This is a genomic window from Citrobacter sp. Cpo103, from assembly GCF_030332605.1.
GTDB lineage: Bacteria > Pseudomonadota > Gammaproteobacteria > Enterobacterales > Enterobacteriaceae > Citrobacter > Citrobacter portucalensis.
Window position 1 is genome coordinate 68,627 of sequence record NZ_JAOWHO010000021.1, and the last position, 19,951, is coordinate 88,577.

Genomic DNA, 19,951 nt, shown 5'->3' on the forward strand with positions numbered 1-19,951 from the left:
CCAACTCCGTTTAAACCGGCTTCACGCCAGCGCCCAGCAGGGCGTTTTCGAATTTATCGAGGAAGATTTCCAGCTCAGCGTTGGTGATCAGCAGTGACGGCAACAGGCGCAGCACGCAACCATTGCGGCCACCACGCTCCAGAATCAGCCCATTTTCGAAGCATTTTTTCTGCAGCAACGCGGACAGCTCGCCATCGGCCGGGTAGCAGCCCATGTGATCCTGCGCTTCGTTCGGCTTCACGATTTCCAGACCGATCATCAGACCCAGACCGCGCACCTGGCCGATAACCGGGTAGCGTTTCTGCAGGTCAGCCAGTTTGCCTTTCAGCCACTCGCCCTGGGCAGCAACTTTATCGGCAATCTTGTCGTCTTTGAGGATCTTCAGCGTTGTCAGACCGGTCGCCATCGCCAGCTGGTTGCCGCGGAAGGTGCCAGTGTGGTGGCCCGGAGCCCACGCATCGAACTTCTTCTTAATACCCAGCACCGCCAACGGCAGACCGCCGCCAACCGCTTTGGACATAACGATGATATCTGGCTCAATACCGGCATGTTCGAAGGCGAACAGTTTACCGGTACGTGCAAAACCAGCCTGAACTTCATCGATGATCAGCAGAATGCCGTGTTCCTGCGTCACTTTACGAATGCGCTGCAGCCACTCGACCGGAGCCGGATTCACGCCACCTTCTCCCTGCACCGCTTCGAGGATCACGGCAGCCGGTTTACGCACGCCGCTTTCAACGTCGTTGATCAGGTTTTCGAAGTAGTAGGTTAATGCTTTGACGCCAGCGTCGCCGCCGATACCCAGCGGGCAACGGTACTGATGCGGATACGGCATAAACTGCACTTCCGCCATCATGTTGCTGACCGCTTCTTTCGGCGACAGGTTGCCGGTCACGGACAGCGCGCCGTGGGTCATCCCGTGGTAGCCGCCGGAGAAACTGATGATGCTGGAACGGCCGGTGACTTTCTTCGCCAGCTTCAGCGCGGCTTCAACGGCATCGGCACCGGACGGCCCGGTAAACTGCAGGCAATATTCTTTGCCCTGACCCGGTAATAAAGAAAGTAAATATGATGAGAATTCATCTTTTAACGGCGTGGTAAGGTCAAGCGTATGTAACGGTAAGCCGCTTGTGATGACACTTTGAATGCTCTGCAGCACTTCAGGATGGTTATGACCAAGCGCCAGGGTTCCGGCACCTGCCAGGCAATCAAGATATTGATTATTTTCTACATCAGTAATCCAGACGCCCTGCGCTTTAGCGATCGCTAATGGCAGTTTACGTGGATAGCTGCGGACATTAGATTCAAACTCAGCCTGTCTTGCTAAAAAGGTATCATTGCTCTGTGGTAATGAATTAGCACTTAAAGTATCAATACGGACTTTATCCGTCATCATATCACTCCTACAACCAGGTGTAGATTAACACCTGATTGAATAAATGGTTATAAGGATTACCTGTAAAAAAGCGCGGCTAATATATGTTGTTTTAGCTTAGGACTCAATCATTTATTTTTCGGCATTAAAAATAACAACTTTCCCCTTAAAATTCAAAGCGTAACAACCATTTGCCATTACTAAATCCTAAAGAAATATATCTATTTAATTAACAATGTTGTAGCTAATTGCAACGCAGACAATCTAATAAAAACCATGAGATTTTCGTGTTTTTATTATTTTTTTACACGTTTTTACCATTAATGATGCTCGCGATATCTTGTGATGACATGATTTTTCACTTATTTGTCGATAAATCGAATAAAAAAGTCGATCCCTAAATATAAATCACTTAGTATGGCGCGCTTATTTACAGGCTATGTAGATAAAATTAATGCGCAGCACCCGATAACGCGTACAGGCGACACGCGTTATCGACAACAGGTATTCCCTGGGTTGTCAGCAGAAATGTTCGCGGGCGGACATTTCGTAAGGCGAACTTCGTTCCCTTATGCCGAGAATGAAAATTTTCTAGCCATACTTTTATGGCGCCCTGATATGAGATTGTTATGACTCGCATTTATCCACCATCCGTCGTTGCCAAATTTGGCGGCACCAGCGTCGCTGATTTTGATGCGATGAATCGAAGCGCCAGCATTGTCCTTGCTGATCAAGATGTCCGTTTAGTCGTTTTGTCTGCTTCAGCAGGCGTGACAAACTTACTGGTTGAGCTTTCTGAAGGTCTGGAAACACATCAACAATTAGATAAGATTGAGACTTTACGCGCCATTCAATACAACATTATTTCCCGCCTGAAGCAGCCGTCCGTTATCAGCACGGAAATCGATAATCTTCTCAACAACATACGTCGTCTTGCACAAACGGCGATGGTTTCGCCGTCTGATGCGTTAAGCGATGAATTAGTCAGCCATGGCGAGCTGATGTCCTCGCTACTTTTTACTGAAGTCTTACGTGAACGGCATGCCGAGGCTGGGTGGTTTGACGCCCGTAGTGTGATGCGTACTAACTCGAACTTCGGCTGTGCCGAACCCGAGCTTGGCACACTGCACCACCAGGTGGAGACTCACCTGCGTCCTCGTCTTGAGCAAGCGATTATGGTGACTCAGGGATTTATCGGGCGTGATGCCGCAGGACACACCACAACGCTTGGACGCGGCGGTAGTGATTACACGGCAACACTTCTCGGTGAGGCACTTCACGCCGCACGCGTTGACATCTGGACCGACGTCGCAGGGATCTACACCACCGACCCACGCATTGCGCCGCGGGCCAAACGAATCGACCATATCTCATTTTCCGAGGCCAGCGATATGGCCGCCTACGGTGCGAAGGTCCTCCACCCGGCGACACTGCTCCCGGCAATGCGTAAAAGCATTCCGGTCTTTGTTGGCTCAAGTAAGGATACTGCCGCCGGAGGTACGCTGGTGCACAACACCACCGATAATCCACCTCGCTATCGTGCGCTCGCAGTTCGTCGTAAACAGACGCTGTTGCGGTTACACAGTCTGGAGAAGCAACCTTCCTGTTCTTTCCTGGCGCAGTCCTTCGCCATTTTAGCTCGCCATGCGGTCGCGGTGGATTTGGTTACAACCTCAGAGAATAGTATTGCGCTGGCGCTGGACGCCACTCATGCAACCTCAGGTGAAGACCATGTGCTGACCACCGCATTGTTTACCGCCTTGTCCTCCCACTGTCGTGTGGAAGTGGAAACCGGACTGGCGTTGGTCACTTTGGTGGGGAATCAACTCACACAGGCTGCGGGAGTTTGCAAAGACGTTTTTGCCTGGCTTGAAGAGCATACGGTACGAATGATTTGCCATGGGGCGTCAAACGACAACCTGAGCATCCTGTTACCGGCTGACAATGCAGACAGCGCGATCAAAGCGTTACATTATCGGTTATTCGAATAACGTTTCTTTGTAGTATGCCACCAAAGGTAGAAGTCGTTTAATCCAGTACTGACGAACAAGCAGAGCCCTGGTTTTTAAACCAGGACTTTGTGTTCAAACAACCGCACTCCGAGTTGGGAGAGCTATTTAGTTATGCCGATGATTGGTATCACCGCGACGGCAGCGTTTGTCATAGTGGCGCACCCACCAGTAACGATCGCTGATTTGTTCGTGCCCCCCCACTCTGGCACCCGCCAACCAGAGGACACCACCAACAAAAATACTGAGCACGGCACCATGTGCGAAAAACTGTGGCAGATTAAATTGCGGCAGTTGGTTTAAAATAGAGTAACCAACACCACCCACCATCACCACCAACCCTAAAGCCATGAGCACGTTACCGAGTAACGAAGCGTTTTTGCGTTTCATGTGTCACCTCCGGAACTTTGGGTTGTTACAGGGAATACCCCTAATCCTTATGTGTAAAGTATAGACAACACTGCCGTTCGCAAGTGCGGGAGCGATCACAATTACAAACACTCACGCAACAAAACTTTACAAATAAGCCACTGAACATACTCATTTTCTAATAGTCCATTCGTGCAATTATTCAGCTTTTGGCGATAAGCACGCAGTTTTTTGTCAACAGCAGCGTCAGACAGTAAACTACACGTCGTTTATCGAAACACTCAGGACAAAACACGTGGCGATTAAATTGATTGTCGGCCTGGCGAACCCCGGCGCAGAGTATGCGGCAACGCGACACAATGCAGGCGCATGGTATGTCGATCTGCTGGCAGAAAGATTACGCGCTCCCCTGCGCGATGAGCCGAAATTCTTCGGCTACACCTCCAGAGTTACGCTTGAAGGTGAAGACGTCCGTCTGCTGGTGCCAACCACATTTATGAATCTGAGCGGCAAGGCTGTCGGTGCGATGGCCAGTTTTTATCGTATTAACCCCGATGAAATTTTGGTCGCACACGATGAGTTAGACCTGCCCCCTGGCGTGGTCAAATTTAAGCTTGGCGGCGGTCATGGCGGACATAATGGCCTGAAAGACATCATCAGCAAGTTAGGTAATAACCCCAACTTTCATCGTTTACGCGTTGGAATTGGCCATCCGGGCGATAAAAACAAAGTTGTCGGATTTGTTTTAGGCAAACCGCCTGTTTCAGAACAGAAGTTAATTGATGAAGCAATTGACGAAGCGGCACGTTGTACCGAGATATTGTTCAAAGACGGCCTGACCAAAGCGACGAGCCGGTTACACACCTTTAAAGCGCAATAAGCAGCGATGTGCGGCATTTTTCTCGCGTGCTGTGTATAATAGGCAAAGTTATTTACATTTCTACAATCTGTTTTCCATAACAGATTGAATATCAAAAGATTAAGGTGATTTAAACATGGGATTCAAATGCGGTATCGTCGGTTTGCCAAACGTAGGCAAATCCACCCTGTTCAACGCGCTCACAAAAGCGGGTATTGAAGCGGCAAACTTCCCGTTCTGTACTATCGAGCCGAACACCGGTGTTGTCCCGATGCCCGATCCGCGTCTGGATCAGCTGGCCGAAATCGTCAAACCGCAGCGTATCCTGCCAACAACGATGGAATTCGTCGACATCGCCGGTCTGGTAAAAGGTGCGTCCAAAGGTGAAGGTCTGGGTAACCAATTCCTGACCAACATCCGTGAAACCGAAGCTATCGGCCACGTGGTGCGTTGCTTTGAAAACGACAACATCATCCACGTTAATAACAAAGTGGATCCGGCTGATGACATTGAAGTTATCAATACCGAGTTGGCGTTGTCCGACCTCGACACCTGTGAGCGCGCTATCCATCGCGTACAGAAAAAGGCCAAAGGCGGCGACAAAGACGCTAAAGCAGAACTGGCTGCGCTGGAAAAATGCCTGCCACAGCTGGAAAACGCTGGCATGCTGCGCGCGCTGAAAACGCTGACTGACGAAGACAAAGCGGCCATCAAATACCTGAGCTTCCTGACGCTGAAGCCAACAATGTACATCGCCAACGTCAACGAAGACGGTTTTGAAAATAACCCGTACCTCGATAAAGTGCGCGAAATCGCGGCTGCCGAAGGTTCTGTTGTGGTTGCCGTTTGCGCAGCCGTTGAAGCTGACATCGCAGAACTCGATGATGCTGACCGTGAAGAATTCATGGCTGAAATGGGTCTGGAAGAGCCGGGCCTGAACCGCGTTATCCGTGCTGGCTACGAATTGCTGAACCTGCAGACCTACTTCACTGCTGGCGTGAAAGAAGTCCGTGCCTGGACCATTCCTGTCGGTGCCACGGCTCCGCAGGCAGCCGGTAAAATCCATACCGACTTCGAGAAAGGCTTTATCCGCGCACAAACCATCGCGTTTGAAGATTTCATCACCTATAAAGGTGAGCAAGGTGCGAAAGAAGCTGGGAAAATGCGTGCCGAAGGTAAGGACTATATCGTCAAAGATGGCGATATCATGAACTTCCTGTTCAACGTCTAAATAAAATTTGTTGTCTCATGAGGTTTCACTGAATCTCATGACAACTGTAAAACTCTATAAAATCCACGCAATTGCGTGGATTTTTCATTTCATAGCATCTCAGAGGCTCCCGCTGCTGCGCATCTGAAAGTTGGCACCAAACACGATGACCAAAAAGGCTGAGCTATTTTGGCAAAACAGCAGTAGCCACGTGAGCGTACTCATATTGAGGCGCGCGGAAGCCAGGGGCTGTCTACCCGCACTGTATCCCGGTGATCGAGCCCCTGGATAAGATGCAGCGCGCTAAGACGACCGATTTCATAGTGCGGCAGCTGTACCGTTGATAGCGGCGGCAAAAATAGCTCGCCGGTGCCCACCATATTGTCATAGCCCAGCACAGCGACGTCCTGCGGAATGCGCAGCCCTCGCCCCAGCAAGAGCTGGTAGATAACAAAAGCCACGCGGTCGTTACCGCACACCACCGCATCGAACATCGGGCACGCGCCTCTCAGGTAATGCCCGGCAATCTCCGCCGCATCAATATGGTGGCGCTCGCCCGGCGGAAGATAGTGGTGGAACATTGCATCAGGGTCGACACCCGCTTCACGACAAGCCCTCTCCATTCCCGCCCGACGGCGATCGGTCGCCACAATTCCTTTCGGCAGGTGGATGCACAGCAGTCGGCGATAGCCTGCGGCCAACAGCGCTTTCACGCCAAGATATTGCCCTTGTTCATCATCGGGAATATAGGTGGGAAAAGGGCCGCTTGTGCTTTCGCAGTTCGCCAGCACGCAGCGATACTTATGCAGCTTTTCCGGTACCGGTACCCGGCGCAGTCCCATCGCGGTGTAGATAATACCGTCCGGGCGATGTGCCAACAGCAGATCAACCATTTTCTCTGGCTTGTCATTGCTGAACATATTCACCACAAAGCTATTCCAACCGTGCGCCCGCGCGGTCTCTTCGATAGAGAGCGTTATCTCCACGGAAAATGGCGTAGTCATGGTGTCCAGCGCCAGCACCCCAATCGTGTTAGCCGTGGTTTTCGCACCACGAATTTTTTTAGCGGAGAGATCGGAGACATACCCCAGCGCATCTACCGCTTCCATCACCTTTTTATAGGTTTCAGGCCGTAGTCGTTCGGGCTCGTTAATCGCCCGCGATACGGTCATTAACGAGACGTTAGCCCGCTGCGCCACATCCTTTAAAGATGCCATACCCTCTCCTTCGCCGATGTTCACTTTGCCGGGGTCTGAAAATGCGATCTCGATAACGCCCGCAAAATGTTAACGTTAACTTTTGTGATTAACATCGATATTACCATCAAATCTGCGAGAAAACCGAGAATGTTAACGTTATCTTTTGATCAATTCACTTACAGGGACAAGCAAATGACGTCACTACTTTCCAAAGCCAACGAAGCCTTAAGCCAGCAGAAAGACCTTGTAAACCCGCGCTGGTATCCACGCTATCACCTGGCGCCACCGGCGGGTTGGATGAATGATCCCAACGGTCTGTCCTGGTTCGATGGTTACTACCATGCGTTCTATCAGCACTATCCGTGGCAGCCGGTCTGGGGACCAATGCACTGGGGCCATGCGCGCAGCCGCGATATGGTGAACTGGGAGCACTTGCCCATCGCACTGGCACCAGAAGGGCCGGAAGATAAAGACGGCTGTTTTTCCGGTTCAGCGGTGGTTGAAGGCAATAAGCTGGCCCTGATCTACACCGGACACAAGTTTGACGGCGAGGCGAATGAGGAAAACCTGTATCAGGTACAGTGCCTGGCCACCAGCACCGACGGGATTCACTTTGAACGCCAGGGCATGATTCTGGATACCCCGCGAGGCGTACACCATTTTCGCGATCCGAAAGTCTGGCAAGAGGGAGACAGCTGGTACATGGTGGTGGGCGCCCGGGTCGATGACGTGGGCGAAGTGCAGCTCTATCGCTCGCAGGATCTACAGCACTGGCAGTTTGCCAGCACGCTCGGCAGGGCCGATGACGGCATGGGCTACATGTGGGAGTGCCCGGACCTCTTCCCACTCAACGATAAGCTCGTCTTCATGTTCTCGCCGCAGGGCATCGCCGCAGACGGATACGATTGCCGTAACCTGTTCCAGAGCTGCTATATGGTCGGCGAATGGCAGGATAATCTCCATTTTCACGTCACCCACGCCTTCCAGGAGATGGATCACGGGCATGATTTTTACGCCCCCCAGTCATTTACCACCCCGGATGGGCGCCGCATCGTGATTGGCTGGCTGTCGATGTGGGAATCGCCAATGCCAGAACAAGCCGACGGCTGGGCGGGCATGCTTACCCTCCCCCGCGAGGTGACGCTCGATACCGATCAGCGGCTGCGTATGAACCCAATTAAAGAACTGGAATCATTGCGCGGTCCGCTCCATGTCTGGCCAGTTAGCGAACTGCACAATCGCACCCTGATGGTAGAGGAGCAGGCGCTCGCTATTGAAGTCGAACTGAGCCTCGATATCGCCCGCAGCAGTGCTGAAGAATATGGTATCGCGCTGGGTGACGGGATGCGCATCTACGTCGATAGCCAGGCACAGCGTCTGGTACTGGATCGTCGCTACCCGCAGCATGGTCTCTCTGGTTATCGCAGCGTGCCGCTGCCAGTTGGTGACCGGCTGGATCTGCGCTTATTTATCGACAGCTCCTCGGTAGAGGTATTTGTCAATCATGGTGAATATACCCTTAGCAGTCGTATTTATCCTGAACCGGACGATCGCCAGCTGACCTTATTCAGCCAGAACGGACACGCCATTTTTAATCAAGGGCAGGCCTGGCCGCTCAGCGCCAAATAAACACCCGTCTTACTGCTTTGGGGAAAAATAATGACTATCTGGACGCTCGGAGACGCCGTGGTGGATTTATTGCCGCGCGACAATATGCAGTTTGAAGCCTGTGCGGGAGGCGCTCCCTTCAATGTGGCAATCGGCGTCGCTCGCCTTGGCCGCGCCAGCGGTTTTATTGGCCGTGTGGGCAATGACACTTTTGGTCGCTTTCTGCATCAGACGCTGGAAACAGCGCAGGTGGATACAGGAAGTCTGGAGTTTGATGCACATCAGCACACCAGTACCGTACTGGTTTCACTGGCTCCCAACGGCGAGCGGCAGTTTGAGTTTTTGGTCAATCCGTCTGCCGATCAATTTCTCAGCCCGGCGAGTCTGCCCGACTTTGGTGCCGATATTCTGCACTTCTGCTCGCTGGCGCTGGTTGCCCCTGACTGCCGCGCCACCCTCGCCCAGGCAATGGCCGCATTGCGACAGACCGGCGGTACTCTGAGCTTTGACATCAATCTGCGTCCGCAGATGTGGAGCAACGAGATGCAGATGTTTGACCTTGTCAACGAGTTTGCCCGGCGGAGCGACATTCTGAAGATGTCAGAAGAAGAGCTGCTGTGGCTAACACAGACCAACTGTCTCAGTAGCGCCTGCGAACGTCTGGTTGATTTTCCTGCACGCCTGAAAATCGTCACCCGCGGTGCCGACGGCGCTATCGCTTTCTGGCAAAACAGCAGGCTAACTTTAAGCGGCTATAACGTCGAAAGTATCGATACCACTGGCGCCGGTGATGCCTTTATGGCCGGGCTGCTGGCGGCACTCGCCGAGGAAGGCTGGCCCACATCGACGTCAACGCTACTTCCACTTATCGAGCAGGCCAGCGCTTGTGGTGCTCTGGCGACCACCCGGCGTGGCGCGCTAAGCGCGTTTCCCGACAGCCAACACCTGAGCAGCTTTATTCAGTCACAACCATCGCTACGGAGAACGATTACCCCGTAATAAAGCGAACTCGTTACGTCGTATCAGAAAGACCTTACAATGACCTGATCTGGATTGGAAAAATCATGAAGATAAATATGCCGTTCAGTAATGACAAATATCGGTACTCATCCGGGTACCTGCTTTTTTTCTTTGCCGCCTGGTCGTTGTGGTGGTCTTTTTATGCGATATGGCTAAAAAATAAACTTGGCCTGTCCGGAACGGAGCTGGGAATGCTGTATGCCGTAAACCAGTTCTTTAGCATGCTGTTTATGCTGGTCTACGGTTTTCTGCAGGATAAGCTCGGCACCCGCAAACACCTTATCTGGTTGATGGGGATAGTCATCACGCTCAGCGGCCCGTTCCTGATTTATGTTTACGAACCGCTGCTGACCTCCAACTTCAAGCTTGGTATGGCGCTGGGAGCCATTTTCTTTGGCCTTGGCTACCTCGCGGGTTGTGGTCTGGTAGAAAGCTTCGTCGAAAAAGTGAGCCGCAAATTCAACTTTGAATTCGGTACCGCCCGCTTGTGGGGATCGCTTGGCTACGCCGCAGGGACATTTGTTGGTGGCATCTTCTTCAGCATCAACCCACACATTAACTTCTGGTGCGTATCGGTAATGGGGGTATTATTCCTGTTGATTAACGTGTTGTTCAAAACCAACTCACCCGCCCCATCTTCTGTAAAAACGCGCTCTCCTGAACCCGACGCGCTGACCCGAAATGATTTTCTCACTATCTTTAAAGATACGCAGTTCTGGTTTTTTGTCATCTTTGTCGTCGGTACCTGGTCGTTCTATAGCATCTACGATCAGCAGATGTTCCCGGTGTTTTACGCCAGCTTATTTGACGATCCCGAACTGGCACCACGCGTATACGGCTACCTCAACTCGGTACAGGTCTTTATGGAAGCCGTCGGTATGGCGCTGGTTCCATTCCTGATTAACCGCATCGGGCCTAAATCCGCATTGCTGCTGGGCGGCACAATCATGACCTGTCGAATCCTGGGTTCAGCACTGTTCACCGATATCTATATTATCTCCTTGATTAAAATGCTCCATGCGCTGGAAGTCCCACTGTTTGTTATTTCAGTGTTTAAATTCAGCGTAGCGAATTTTGATAAACGCCTGTCGTCAACGATATACCTTATTGGCTTCAATATCGCCAGTTCCATCGGCATCATCGTGCTGTCACTGCCTGTCGGTAAGTTGTTTGATAAAGTGGGCTATCAGGAAATCTTCCTGATTATGGCCAGCATTGTGGTAATAACGCTAATATTTGGCTACTTCTCGTTGAGCAAAAAGCATCATCAGCAGAAGATGGGAAATGAACTGGTGACAGAGTAGCGAAGTTTAAAATATACCGGACAGGGCCATTGGCCCTGTCGTATCCCCCAACAGTAAGTACGAACTGTCGATTTACTCAGGCATGTTCCAGCCAGTTACGGAATATTTTCGCTCGCAGTATTCCCTGAAAATCAATCAGCCCAGAACAACCAAGCTTCTTGATCAGATTCTGCCTGGCCTGGTAAATCGTTTTTAAATGTAGATTTAACAAGGCGGATATCTCAACAATAGTTCGCCCCTCCCCTAACTGCGTTAAAATATATTTATCTCGCGCAGTTAGAGAAATATTTAGTTCCGACTGATTGTCGTGTATACCGCCAGAACGAGTAATATCAATAATAAATTGTTTGAATGTGGCAACGCTAACATCTATTGGCAGTCTGTAAAGTGATAAATCATTGAGATATCTGTACAGATGACCATCAATCAGCAGTACCAGACGATGCGTACTCAGATCGTAATTTTGTCTTTTTACCGCGTTAAAGTGATTCGCGGTAAAGAACACCAGTCGCGCCTTATCATCTTCAAAAACGATATCTGCAAGAATATTCTTTAACCCTTGCCTGATAAAAATATCATCAATCCATAACTCTGCGTTTCCAGTGTATTCCTGAACGATGTTCATCATTATGGCCTCAATGAAAAATCACAATTGTTCTAGAGAAGGTGCTATGTATAGTCTTAATCAAAAAATGCTCAGCATGAGTGCTTTCAGCATATAACAAAGGTGCTGTACATATTATATTAATATGAAGACTTTTTAGACATCGTCAGCTGTGTAGCGTAACACTATTTCCAGGGTCTTTCTGATAATATCGGCCTGAACAACGTCAACTGTTGACTCCAGAGAACCAATCAGGCTTAAAATGATGTTTTTATTATTAACATTATCACCTGCAAGAATTACATTTGTTACCGCCTGCCCCAATACCGCAGACTCATCTGCTAATAGCTCACCTGCATTATGGAAGTAACTTGATAAAGCTTTATCCGTCATTACACTGTGGACATTAATTTCATTAAGCATGGTAACCTCGCTTGTATAGTCTGGAAGATTATCTTTAATGTAATTTAGGGTTTTTGCTGGCACTGAAAGCACTCTCATCTCTGGTTTTATCCGGTTTTCTACTTATCTTCCCCGGATTAATGTTTGTAAAATCATTGATAACGCTGTCAATTAATTGCTTGCGTGTGCTATCTATTTCACTGGCCTGCATAAGTCGCAATTGCTTAATCACTGCAGCTAACGAAACGTCTGTATGCATTCGCAAAATTTCTAGCACAGCCAAACCTGTAATTTCATGTTTCAGGCGTTCACTATCAGTTTTCTTCATAACTCCTTCACTACTTACCCCTATAAGTAAGGGGTTTGTTTTATTCAAAAAGCAGGCCAATTAACGCATTGTAATGTTTCTGTTCTTTCTCCCCGGATGCTTTTTCAAGACGACACAGAAGCTTGGTGCAAAGTGATTTGCGGTTCAGATTTCGTCCATCCTTGAGTATCTCAGTGACGATTTCTCCCAATGTTTCCTGTTGAGTTGGCAGATGCGCCTTCGCAAAGTAACGAGAAATCGCGCTTGCAGTATCAGTGCGAACGGTATGCTGCTGCATGTCATGCTCCTGTAACAAAATGCTGGTGAATATTAAGTTTTATAACAGTAGCAAAGTTGTACCAAAAATGTGTACAACACGAACCATCAATTTTTATCAAAAAGTGCTAAATCAATATAATCAACAACTTGCATTAATATACAACCACATAAAATCAAATTCATTTGTACAATTCACTTCTTTTAACAAATGAATTCGATCTGTTTAAGGACCTTTGTTTGTAAAAATAAAGTTAGAATAATGTATTAGAATCAGGACATAAGCTGGTTTGTTTGATACTGTACATAGCTCTTCCCTTCCCTTGATCCCGGACTGCCCATGCTCACGACCATTATTTACCGTAGCCATCTACGTGATGACGCCCCCCTCAGAGCGCTTGAGGATATGGTGACAGCCGCAAATCTAAAAAACCGGCGATCCGATGTTACGGGGATTTTACTCTTTAATGGCCGCCACTTTTTCCAACTGCTTGAAGGTCCTGAGGAGCAGGTAAAAGAGATTTATCGTTGTATATGTAACGATCCACGGCACCACAATATCGTTGAGCTGATGTGTGATTACGCGCCTGCGAGAAGATTCGGAAAGGTGGGGATGGAGTTATTTGATTTACAAAAACATGAACGCAATGACGTCCTGCAAGCGGTACTTAACAAGGGAACATCAAAATTTCAGCTCACCTATGATGACCGGGCATTACAGTTTTTCCGCACATTTATCCTTGCGACGGAAAAATCGAGTTATTTTGAAATACCTGCTCCTGATTACTGGAGTTTTATTGCCGACAACTCTTGTACTCTCCTGGATGAAAGCACACTCCCGTCCAATATCGATTTCAGCTTTGCTTTTCAACCCATTATCGATCCTATGTCGCAGCGCGTCATTGCTCTGGAAGCACTTATTCGTGGTAGAGACGGTGAAACGCCCGCAACTTATTTTGGCAACTTAAATCCTGAAGAACTGTATACCGCGGATCTGCAAAGCAAAAAGACTGCTTTTGCAATGGCAAGCGCGCTGGGACTTAACGACAAAATGCTGTCAGTCAATCTGCTCCCCATGACCCTGGTAAACAAACCCGATGCAGTCAGCTTTCTGATAAACGAAATCGCGGCGCACGGACTGGTGCCTGAACAAATCATTGTAGAGTTTACCGAAAGCGAAGTTATATCGCGCTTTGATACGTTCGCGCAGGCCGTAAAGTCACTCAAGGCTGCGGGGATCTGTGTGGCGATAGATCATTTTGGGGCAGGTTTTGCCGGGCTTCAGCTTCTGTCTCGTTTTCAACCCGACCGAATTAAGATAAGCCGCGAGCTGATCACGGATGTTCATAAAAGTGGACCAAGACAGGCCATCATTCAGGCAATTATCAAATGCTGCACTTCACTGGAAATCATGATTTCCGCTGTCGGCGTTGAAAAACCTGAAGAGTGGATGTGGCTTGAGTCCGCAGGTATTGAAATCTTCCAGGGTAACCTTTTTGCACAAGCCTGCCTGAATGGTATTCCGTCTGTTGCATGGCCAGAGAAAAATGATTTCTCAGCGTCAAAATAACTAACGCATTGTTATAAATAAACAATCACCACAACCGCCCTCATGCTGAACATAAAAATTCAGCATTTACTCCCTGCGTGATAGTAAAGTAAATCTTATTTTTGCTAGAATCCTCTGTATGTTTTGTACAATTTGATGCATGTTGTACAAAGTAACAGGAACCGCATATCGGTGACGGAGAATCAGGAGTGTCCGGGGGAACTATGGCTTATTACAGCATTGGGGATGTCGCAGAACGTTGCGGGATAAATCCTGTCACCCTTCGGGCATGGCAACGACGTTACGGTTTACTCAAACCTCAACGCAGTGAAGGTGGCCACCGACTCTTTGATGAAGAAGATATTCAGCGTATTGAAGAAATAAAACGTTGGATTAGCAATGGCATACCTGTTGGGAAAGTTAAGGCATTGCTGGAAACCAGTACCCGTCAAGCTGACGACGACTGGAATCAATTACAAGAAGAGATGATGAGCATTCTTCGCATGGCGCATCCACCGAAGCTGCGAGCCAAAATTACCGCACTCGGTCGTGTTCACCCTGTAGATGCGCTGATCGATCACGTTTATCTCCCCGTACGTCAACGGCTGATACTTGACCATAATACATCCCGCATAATGAACAGCATGCTTGATGGCGCATTGATTGAATATGTTGCCACACTGCTGTCTGAAACACGGCGCAAGTCAGGAAAGGATGCCCTCCTGATGGCCTGGGATGTTGAAGACAGAACCCGTCTGTGGCTCGAAGCCTGGCGCTTATCGCAATCTGGTTGGCACATTGCCGTTCTGGCTGAACCCATTGAATCGCCAAGACCCGAACTTTTCCCTGGGCAAACCCTTTTTGTCTGGACCGGTATTACGCCAACCCGCAGACAAAATGAACTGCTCCAACACTGGAATGAACAAGGTTATAAGGTCATTTTCCACAGCCCATAACCTACACGTAATACGTGTAAGATAAATCATACAACTCTCATTTTGTGGGTGGTTATTTTGAGTACCATCCAAGGAATATGTTGCCCTCTATCCTCCTGACTTAACCTCGGCCATAGCATAAAAACAAAACAATATACTAACCCATTGGTATTATTTTTTTGCAGACGATATCACCTTTTTCCTAAGTAAAATTCATTAGATCAACTGGCGTACGTCTAATACTTATTCTAGGGTTAAATTATGTCTTCTTGTGCCACATTATTGTTTTTCTAAAGTAATAAATGTGGTTATTTGAAAAAGGTAAAGGATATGGCTCTAGTCTTAGACAAACGCTTAATTCTTTGTTGCTGCGCCTTTTCCATTAATTCTGTGGCAAATGCAGCAACCGTTAACGGAACATTTCAGGTGCTGATGACGATTCAAAAGGCCTGTACCGTGACTGCCGGATCGGCTTCAAATATTACACTTGGTCCGGTGAATACCACGGCGACAAATACCAGTGCAAGCAACACTATTTCAATTAATTGCTCAAAAACCACACCCTATTTTATCGGTCTGGCACCGTCGGCTGCCAATGGAGGGACGACAACGGGTTCGGGCGCCATGTCCTCCGTAGCTAACGCTGCCACCAATACCGATAAAGTGCCCTATCAGCTAAATCGTACGTCAGCAACAGGTCCGGTGTGGGGGAATACCGCCACCGACACCGCACCAGGGAATGGGGTAGCGGCGACGGGTACAGGTCTGGCGCAAACGTATACTGTTTATGCCACCGCACCGAGCGCCAACTTCACTCCTGACGACTATGCCGATACGGTAACGGTTAACGTTAACTACTAACTTCTGGAAGCCATATGAGAGTAAAACTGCCTGTAAAGCAGTGTGCCTGCGCATGCCTGCTAGGGATGGTTGCGAGCGTCAATCTAGCCACCGCCAGCGGACTGCAAATAGCCCCGGTCACGTTAACGTTGCAAGCGACGCAAAATGCCGATGGTATCTGGCTGAGTAACGCGGGTGAAAATGTGCTCAATGCCCAGGTTCGGGTTTTTCGCTGGAGTCAAAGCGCTTATGACGACAAACTTTCCCCCTCTCAGGGGCTGGTGATTAGCCCGCCGATGTTGGCATTAGCCCCAGGAGAACGTCAGTTGATTCGAGTTATTCGCACAAGCCCTCCCTCGGCACATGCCGAAGACGCTTATCGTTTATCGATAGATGAGTTACCGCCTGCAAAAGTCGAAAAAAACAAGCTTCAGTTTGTGCTGCATTATTCTGTTCCTGTTTTCATTCAACCAACATCAGCGGCACAAACGCAGGCAAAACTACAATGGAAATTACAACAACTGGATGGCAAAAAATTTATTGAAGTCAGTAATCAGGGAAATGGGCATGCACAGTTATCTGCTGCAACATTTATAAGCCCTGATGGTACTAAAAAAGTCATTACACCCGGACTATTAGGCTACGTTTTACCCGGCTCAACAATGCGCTGGATAGTCTCCCCGTCAGCCAGGAATAATCATTATGGCGGGAAAGTTGAAGTCACAATCAATGGCCAAAAAACAGTACAAGATCTGTAACAGATCCTGGCTTCTGGTGAAATATTGCTTTCTCAATGGAGTATTAATATCGGGAATGGTTTGCGCACAAACGCTGAATAATAACCAGAATGAAAGTGGTGTTATTAATAGCGCTTCGCAGATTACGGGTGTCGATTTGTATCTCGACGTCACCTTAAATGGAAATCCCGTTGGGCTGGTACATTTTGGCTACGATAATGGAAAGCTTTATGCAGGAGCAGATACTCTGCGTAAAATGGGCTTTCGCTTTGCTCCAGACGCCACTAACGCCGTCGGCCTGAACGATATCCCCCAGCTAACCATTGACTACAACGTTCAGTTGCAAACGCTCTCGCTTACTGCGCCACTCAGTTCACTCGATCTTGCGACCACGCAGCTTAACTCGCCCACCGAAACCGTGCCAACGGCAACAACATCACGCGGGGCGCTGCTCAATTATGATATCTATACGCAACAGGGGGATGAAAGTGCAATCAATACCTTCAGCGAAATTCGCGCCTTCAATGCGGCCGGCGTGCTCAGCACCACCCAGTTGACGCAGTACTCTACCGAGGAATATGCCGATAACAGCGTTGAGCGCCTTGATACCAGCTGGCGTACGTCATTTCCTGATTCGATGTTGGCGTTAACCGTTGGCGATACCCTGACAAGTTCACTCATCTGGTCCCGACCGACGCGAATCGGCGGCATTCAGATAGGCACCGATTTTGGGTTGCAGCCCTATATGCCAACCACCCCGCTTCCAGCATATCTGGGATCCGCGACGTTACCGTCAAACGTTGAGCTGTACGTCGACGGCGTCAGGTACTACAACGGAGAAGTCCCCGCAGGTAGCTTTCAGATCAACACAATGCCTAACATCAGCGGCGCGGGAACGGGTCAGGTAATGATGACAGATGCGCTGGGCAGAACGAGCGTACAAAATTTCTCGTTCTACAACGATCAGCAACTCCTGCGGGAAGGATTAACCGCCTGGTCGGCAGAATTAGGCACGGTACGCGAAAATTATGGTTACTCCTCTTTTGATTATGCCAGCGCACCAGTATTGAGCGCTACGTGGCGTCGCGGGTTTCGCAATACGTTCACCGCCGGGACTCATGCGGAAACCAGCGATGGACTGATTAACGCGGGCTTCAGTAACGACTGGATCCCGGGAACCCGCAGCGGCACGTTTTCGACCTCACTTGCCGCAAGTACCGACTCAGGAAAGAACGGTTATTTGTACAGTTTTGGTTACCGTTGGTCCGGTGAACGGTTTAATTTCAGTACCAGTACCACGGCAACTTCCGGCGATTATCGCGATGTCGCCACCCATTACGGCGAGCCGCCCCCCACGCTTAACAGCAACACTGTTATTGGCTATTCGCTGGAAGCAGCCGGTAATGTCAGCCTGAGCTATTTGCAGTTTCGTTATCCACACGAAAATGCGGTGCGCTACGCCAACGCCAGCTGGTTTAAGTCTGTTACAGACAACATCTCACTGAATGCCGGATTCAATCAGAACATTGACGATAACCGCGATCGCAGTCTCTATTTGATGGTGACGATCACGACCGACAACAATCTGAGCGCCAGCAGCACCCTACAACGTACCAACGACGAAACCGGCTACCAGCTCAATGCCAGCCTGACGCCCCCTGCCGACGGCGGCTGGGGCTGGAATCTGGCCGCCAGTCAGCAGGCTTCCCGGCAAAGTGGCCAGGGAGAAGTGGGATATCTGGGACGTTATGGTAAAGCGTACGCGGGATTCAGCCGTTTACCGGATAACCATTACGGTTATGCCGGCGCAACCGGATCGCTGGTGACCATGGGAGGCGGCCTGTTTGCAGCAAGAGAAATCAATAATGGTTTTGCCGTGGTTTCAACTGACGGCGTGCCTGATGTTCCGGTCAAATTGCAAAATAACCTGATTGGTCGCAGCGATGACCAGGGACTACTGTTGGTCACGCCGCTCAACAGTTATCAAAAAAACCTGATCAGTATTGACCCGATGGATCTCCCCAGCAATGTGCGGATCGCACGCGTTGAGACGAATGCCACGCCAGCCGATCGTTCCGGTACTTTGGTTAGCTTTGGCATCACCCCCGTCCGCGCTGCGCAGATTATCCTCGTCGATAATCAGGGTAAGCCAATTCCTGAAGGCAGCATGGCTTACGCCATCAACGGAAAAGGACAATCGTCTGTCGTTGGCTTTGATGGAATGACATGGTTCGACACCCTGGAGCAGCACAACACGCTGCGCGTTGAGACGGACACCGGTAGTTGTCGCGTGCAATTTGACTATCCCGCGTCAGCAAAGGGGATTACGCAAATAGGCCCACTGGTTTGTCGCCCACACTAACAGGAGTGCGCTCATGAGGTTAAGACATCAGCTACTCATCGCTGCCGTACTTTTTTGTCCGGCAATTAGCCATGCGGTAACCTGTTCGGTGAGCAATGTGCAACCCATAAATTTAGGTTCGGTCAATCCACTGTCTGCGACAGGCGCAACGTCATCAATGACGTTCAGTTACACTTGCACCAAAGAGCTTGGTGACGTGCTGGCAGGGATCAATCTCTGTTTTAATATTGGCGCCTCGGCCGTCAGTGGCCAGGTGACACCGCGAAATATGTCGTTAAGCGGAAACCCCGCCAGAACGCTGGCATACCAGCTTTACCAGGATCCCGGACACAGCAAAATTTGGGGGAGCCAATACCAGACCGGAACCACTTTTCCGATGGTACAGCTTAACCTGCTGAATCTGACGCCAGTGACGGGTTCACTCACGGTATCGGTGCAGATCGTCACGCCACAAATCGCCGCCGTCCCCGGAAACTATCAGGATAGCTATACGGCGGCGACAGCCCTTGTCACCCTTAATCCTGGATTGCTTTTCCCGCCGACCACCTGTGGTGATACCGTTGCCGCCAGGTTTCCTTTCACCGTCACAGCTGCTGTCAGCAAACAGTGTAATATCACCTCCGCGACTAACATCAGCTTTGCTCCCACCAGCGGAACGGGTCGTAATCTCACGGCGTCAAATAACGTAGGCGTAGCCTGCTCTAATAACACGCCTTACACCATCGGACTTCAACCCTCCAACGGCAATACGGCAGGCAGCGGCGTGATGGCAGGCACGGGGTCAAATACGGATAAAGTTCCCTACCAGCTTAGTTCGACGCCAGGTCCTTCCGGTACGATCTGGGGCAATACTGCGCTTAATACCGTTGCGGGCAGCGGCACGGGGACAACGACTACCTACCCGGTTTACGCCACCGTTCCCAGCGCGAACTACACGCCAGACAACTATGCCGATACTGTCACCATCGCCGTGACCTACTGACGCC

Annotated in this window: 19 protein-coding genes; 12 read left to right on the forward strand and 7 right to left on the reverse strand. The window is 49.7% G+C overall.

Annotated features, from left to right (window positions below):
* Positions 1-10 precede the first annotated feature (10 nt).
* Positions 11-1,396 (reverse strand): diaminobutyrate--2-oxoglutarate transaminase, encoded by a 1,386-nt coding sequence (locus OGX89_RS04540; RefSeq protein WP_126957259.1) that lies wholly within the window; start codon positions 1,394-1,396, stop codon positions 11-13.
* A 608-nt stretch (positions 1,397-2,004) separates the two neighbouring features.
* Here OGX89_RS04540 and lysC point away from each other — a divergent pair.
* Positions 2,005-3,366, forward strand: coding sequence for a lysine-sensitive aspartokinase 3 (gene lysC / locus OGX89_RS04545; RefSeq protein WP_126957261.1), 1,362 nt, complete (start codon positions 2,005-2,007; stop codon positions 3,364-3,366).
* A 126-nt stretch (positions 3,367-3,492) separates the two neighbouring features.
* Here lysC and ychH read toward each other — a convergent pair whose 3' ends face one another.
* On the reverse strand, positions 3,493-3,774 hold the full coding sequence (gene ychH / locus OGX89_RS04550) for a stress-induced protein YchH (RefSeq protein ID WP_003833480.1): 282 nt from the start codon (positions 3,772-3,774) through the stop codon (positions 3,493-3,495).
* Between the two features lie 274 nt (positions 3,775-4,048).
* Between ychH and pth the strand changes: the two genes are divergently transcribed.
* Positions 4,049-4,633, forward strand: a complete 585-nt coding sequence (gene pth, locus OGX89_RS04555; protein WP_126957263.1) for an aminoacyl-tRNA hydrolase — start codon at positions 4,049-4,051, stop codon at positions 4,631-4,633.
* 115 nt (positions 4,634-4,748) lie between these two features.
* Positions 4,749-5,843, forward strand: a complete 1,095-nt coding sequence (gene ychF, locus OGX89_RS04560; RefSeq protein WP_003020818.1) for a redox-regulated ATPase YchF — start codon at positions 4,749-4,751, stop codon at positions 5,841-5,843.
* A 200-nt stretch (positions 5,844-6,043) separates the two neighbouring features.
* Here ychF and OGX89_RS04565 read toward each other — a convergent pair whose 3' ends face one another.
* On the reverse strand, positions 6,044-7,039 hold the full coding sequence (locus tag OGX89_RS04565; RefSeq protein ID WP_126957265.1) for a LacI family DNA-binding transcriptional regulator: 996 nt from the start codon (positions 7,037-7,039) through the stop codon (positions 6,044-6,046).
* Between the two features lie 174 nt (positions 7,040-7,213).
* On the opposite strand from OGX89_RS04565, the gene OGX89_RS04570 reads away from it, so the two are divergent.
* The 3 genes from OGX89_RS04570 to OGX89_RS04580 all read left to right on the forward strand — a co-directional run bounded on the left by OGX89_RS04570 (position 7,214) and on the right by OGX89_RS04580 (position 10,953).
* The gene (locus tag OGX89_RS04570; protein WP_286560002.1) at positions 7,214-8,650 is read left to right on the forward strand and encodes a glycoside hydrolase family 32 protein; all 1,437 of its coding nucleotides are present in this window, start codon (positions 7,214-7,216) and stop codon (positions 8,648-8,650) included.
* 30 nt (positions 8,651-8,680) lie between these two features.
* Entirely contained in the window at positions 8,681-9,628 is a 948-nt protein-coding gene (locus OGX89_RS04575; protein ID WP_126957269.1) for a PfkB family carbohydrate kinase, read from the forward strand.
* Between the two features lie 65 nt (positions 9,629-9,693).
* On the forward strand, positions 9,694-10,953 hold the full coding sequence (locus OGX89_RS04580; protein WP_003833490.1) for an MFS transporter: 1,260 nt from the start codon (positions 9,694-9,696) through the stop codon (positions 10,951-10,953).
* Positions 10,954-11,029: 76 nt separating this feature from the next.
* On the opposite strand, the gene OGX89_RS04585 is transcribed toward OGX89_RS04580, so the two are convergent.
* From OGX89_RS04585 to ycgZ, 4 genes are all read right to left on the reverse strand, one after another.
* Positions 11,030-11,581, reverse strand: a complete 552-nt coding sequence (locus tag OGX89_RS04585; protein ID WP_003833493.1) for a LuxR C-terminal-related transcriptional regulator — start codon at positions 11,579-11,581, stop codon at positions 11,030-11,032.
* Between the two features lie 132 nt (positions 11,582-11,713).
* On the reverse strand, positions 11,714-11,980 hold the full coding sequence (locus OGX89_RS04590) for a biofilm/acid-resistance regulator YmgB/AriR (RefSeq protein WP_003833495.1): 267 nt from the start codon (positions 11,978-11,980) through the stop codon (positions 11,714-11,716).
* 34 nt (positions 11,981-12,014) lie between these two features.
* On the reverse strand, positions 12,015-12,287 hold the full coding sequence (locus OGX89_RS04595) for a hypothetical protein (protein ID WP_003833498.1): 273 nt from the start codon (positions 12,285-12,287) through the stop codon (positions 12,015-12,017).
* 40 nt (positions 12,288-12,327) lie between these two features.
* The gene (gene ycgZ, locus OGX89_RS04600; RefSeq protein ID WP_003833500.1) at positions 12,328-12,564 is read right to left on the reverse strand and encodes a regulatory protein YcgZ; all 237 of its coding nucleotides are present in this window, start codon (positions 12,562-12,564) and stop codon (positions 12,328-12,330) included.
* 318 nt (positions 12,565-12,882) lie between these two features.
* Between ycgZ and OGX89_RS04605 the strand changes: the two genes are divergently transcribed.
* The 6 genes from OGX89_RS04605 to OGX89_RS04630 all read left to right on the forward strand — a co-directional run bounded on the left by OGX89_RS04605 (position 12,883) and on the right by OGX89_RS04630 (position 19,947).
* Positions 12,883-14,112: a diguanylate phosphodiesterase gene (locus tag OGX89_RS04605; RefSeq protein WP_286560004.1), complete on the forward strand. Its 1,230-nt coding sequence runs from the start codon at positions 12,883-12,885 to the stop codon at positions 14,110-14,112.
* A gap of 203 nt (positions 14,113-14,315) precedes the next feature.
* Positions 14,316-15,047, forward strand: a complete 732-nt coding sequence (locus OGX89_RS04610; RefSeq protein WP_008784993.1) for a MerR family transcriptional regulator — start codon at positions 14,316-14,318, stop codon at positions 15,045-15,047.
* 309 nt (positions 15,048-15,356) lie between these two features.
* The gene (locus tag OGX89_RS04615; RefSeq protein WP_126957271.1) at positions 15,357-15,887 is read left to right on the forward strand and encodes a Csu type fimbrial protein; all 531 of its coding nucleotides are present in this window, start codon (positions 15,357-15,359) and stop codon (positions 15,885-15,887) included.
* A 14-nt stretch (positions 15,888-15,901) separates the two neighbouring features.
* Entirely contained in the window at positions 15,902-16,624 is a 723-nt protein-coding gene (locus OGX89_RS04620) for a fimbrial biogenesis chaperone (protein WP_003833508.1), read from the forward strand.
* 55 nt (positions 16,625-16,679) lie between these two features.
* Positions 16,680-18,965, forward strand: coding sequence for a fimbria/pilus outer membrane usher protein (locus tag OGX89_RS04625; protein WP_126957273.1), 2,286 nt, complete (start codon positions 16,680-16,682; stop codon positions 18,963-18,965).
* A 13-nt stretch (positions 18,966-18,978) separates the two neighbouring features.
* Positions 18,979-19,947 (forward strand): Csu type fimbrial protein, encoded by a 969-nt coding sequence (locus OGX89_RS04630; RefSeq protein WP_126957275.1) that lies wholly within the window; start codon positions 18,979-18,981, stop codon positions 19,945-19,947.
* Positions 19,948-19,951: the final 4 nt, after the last annotated feature.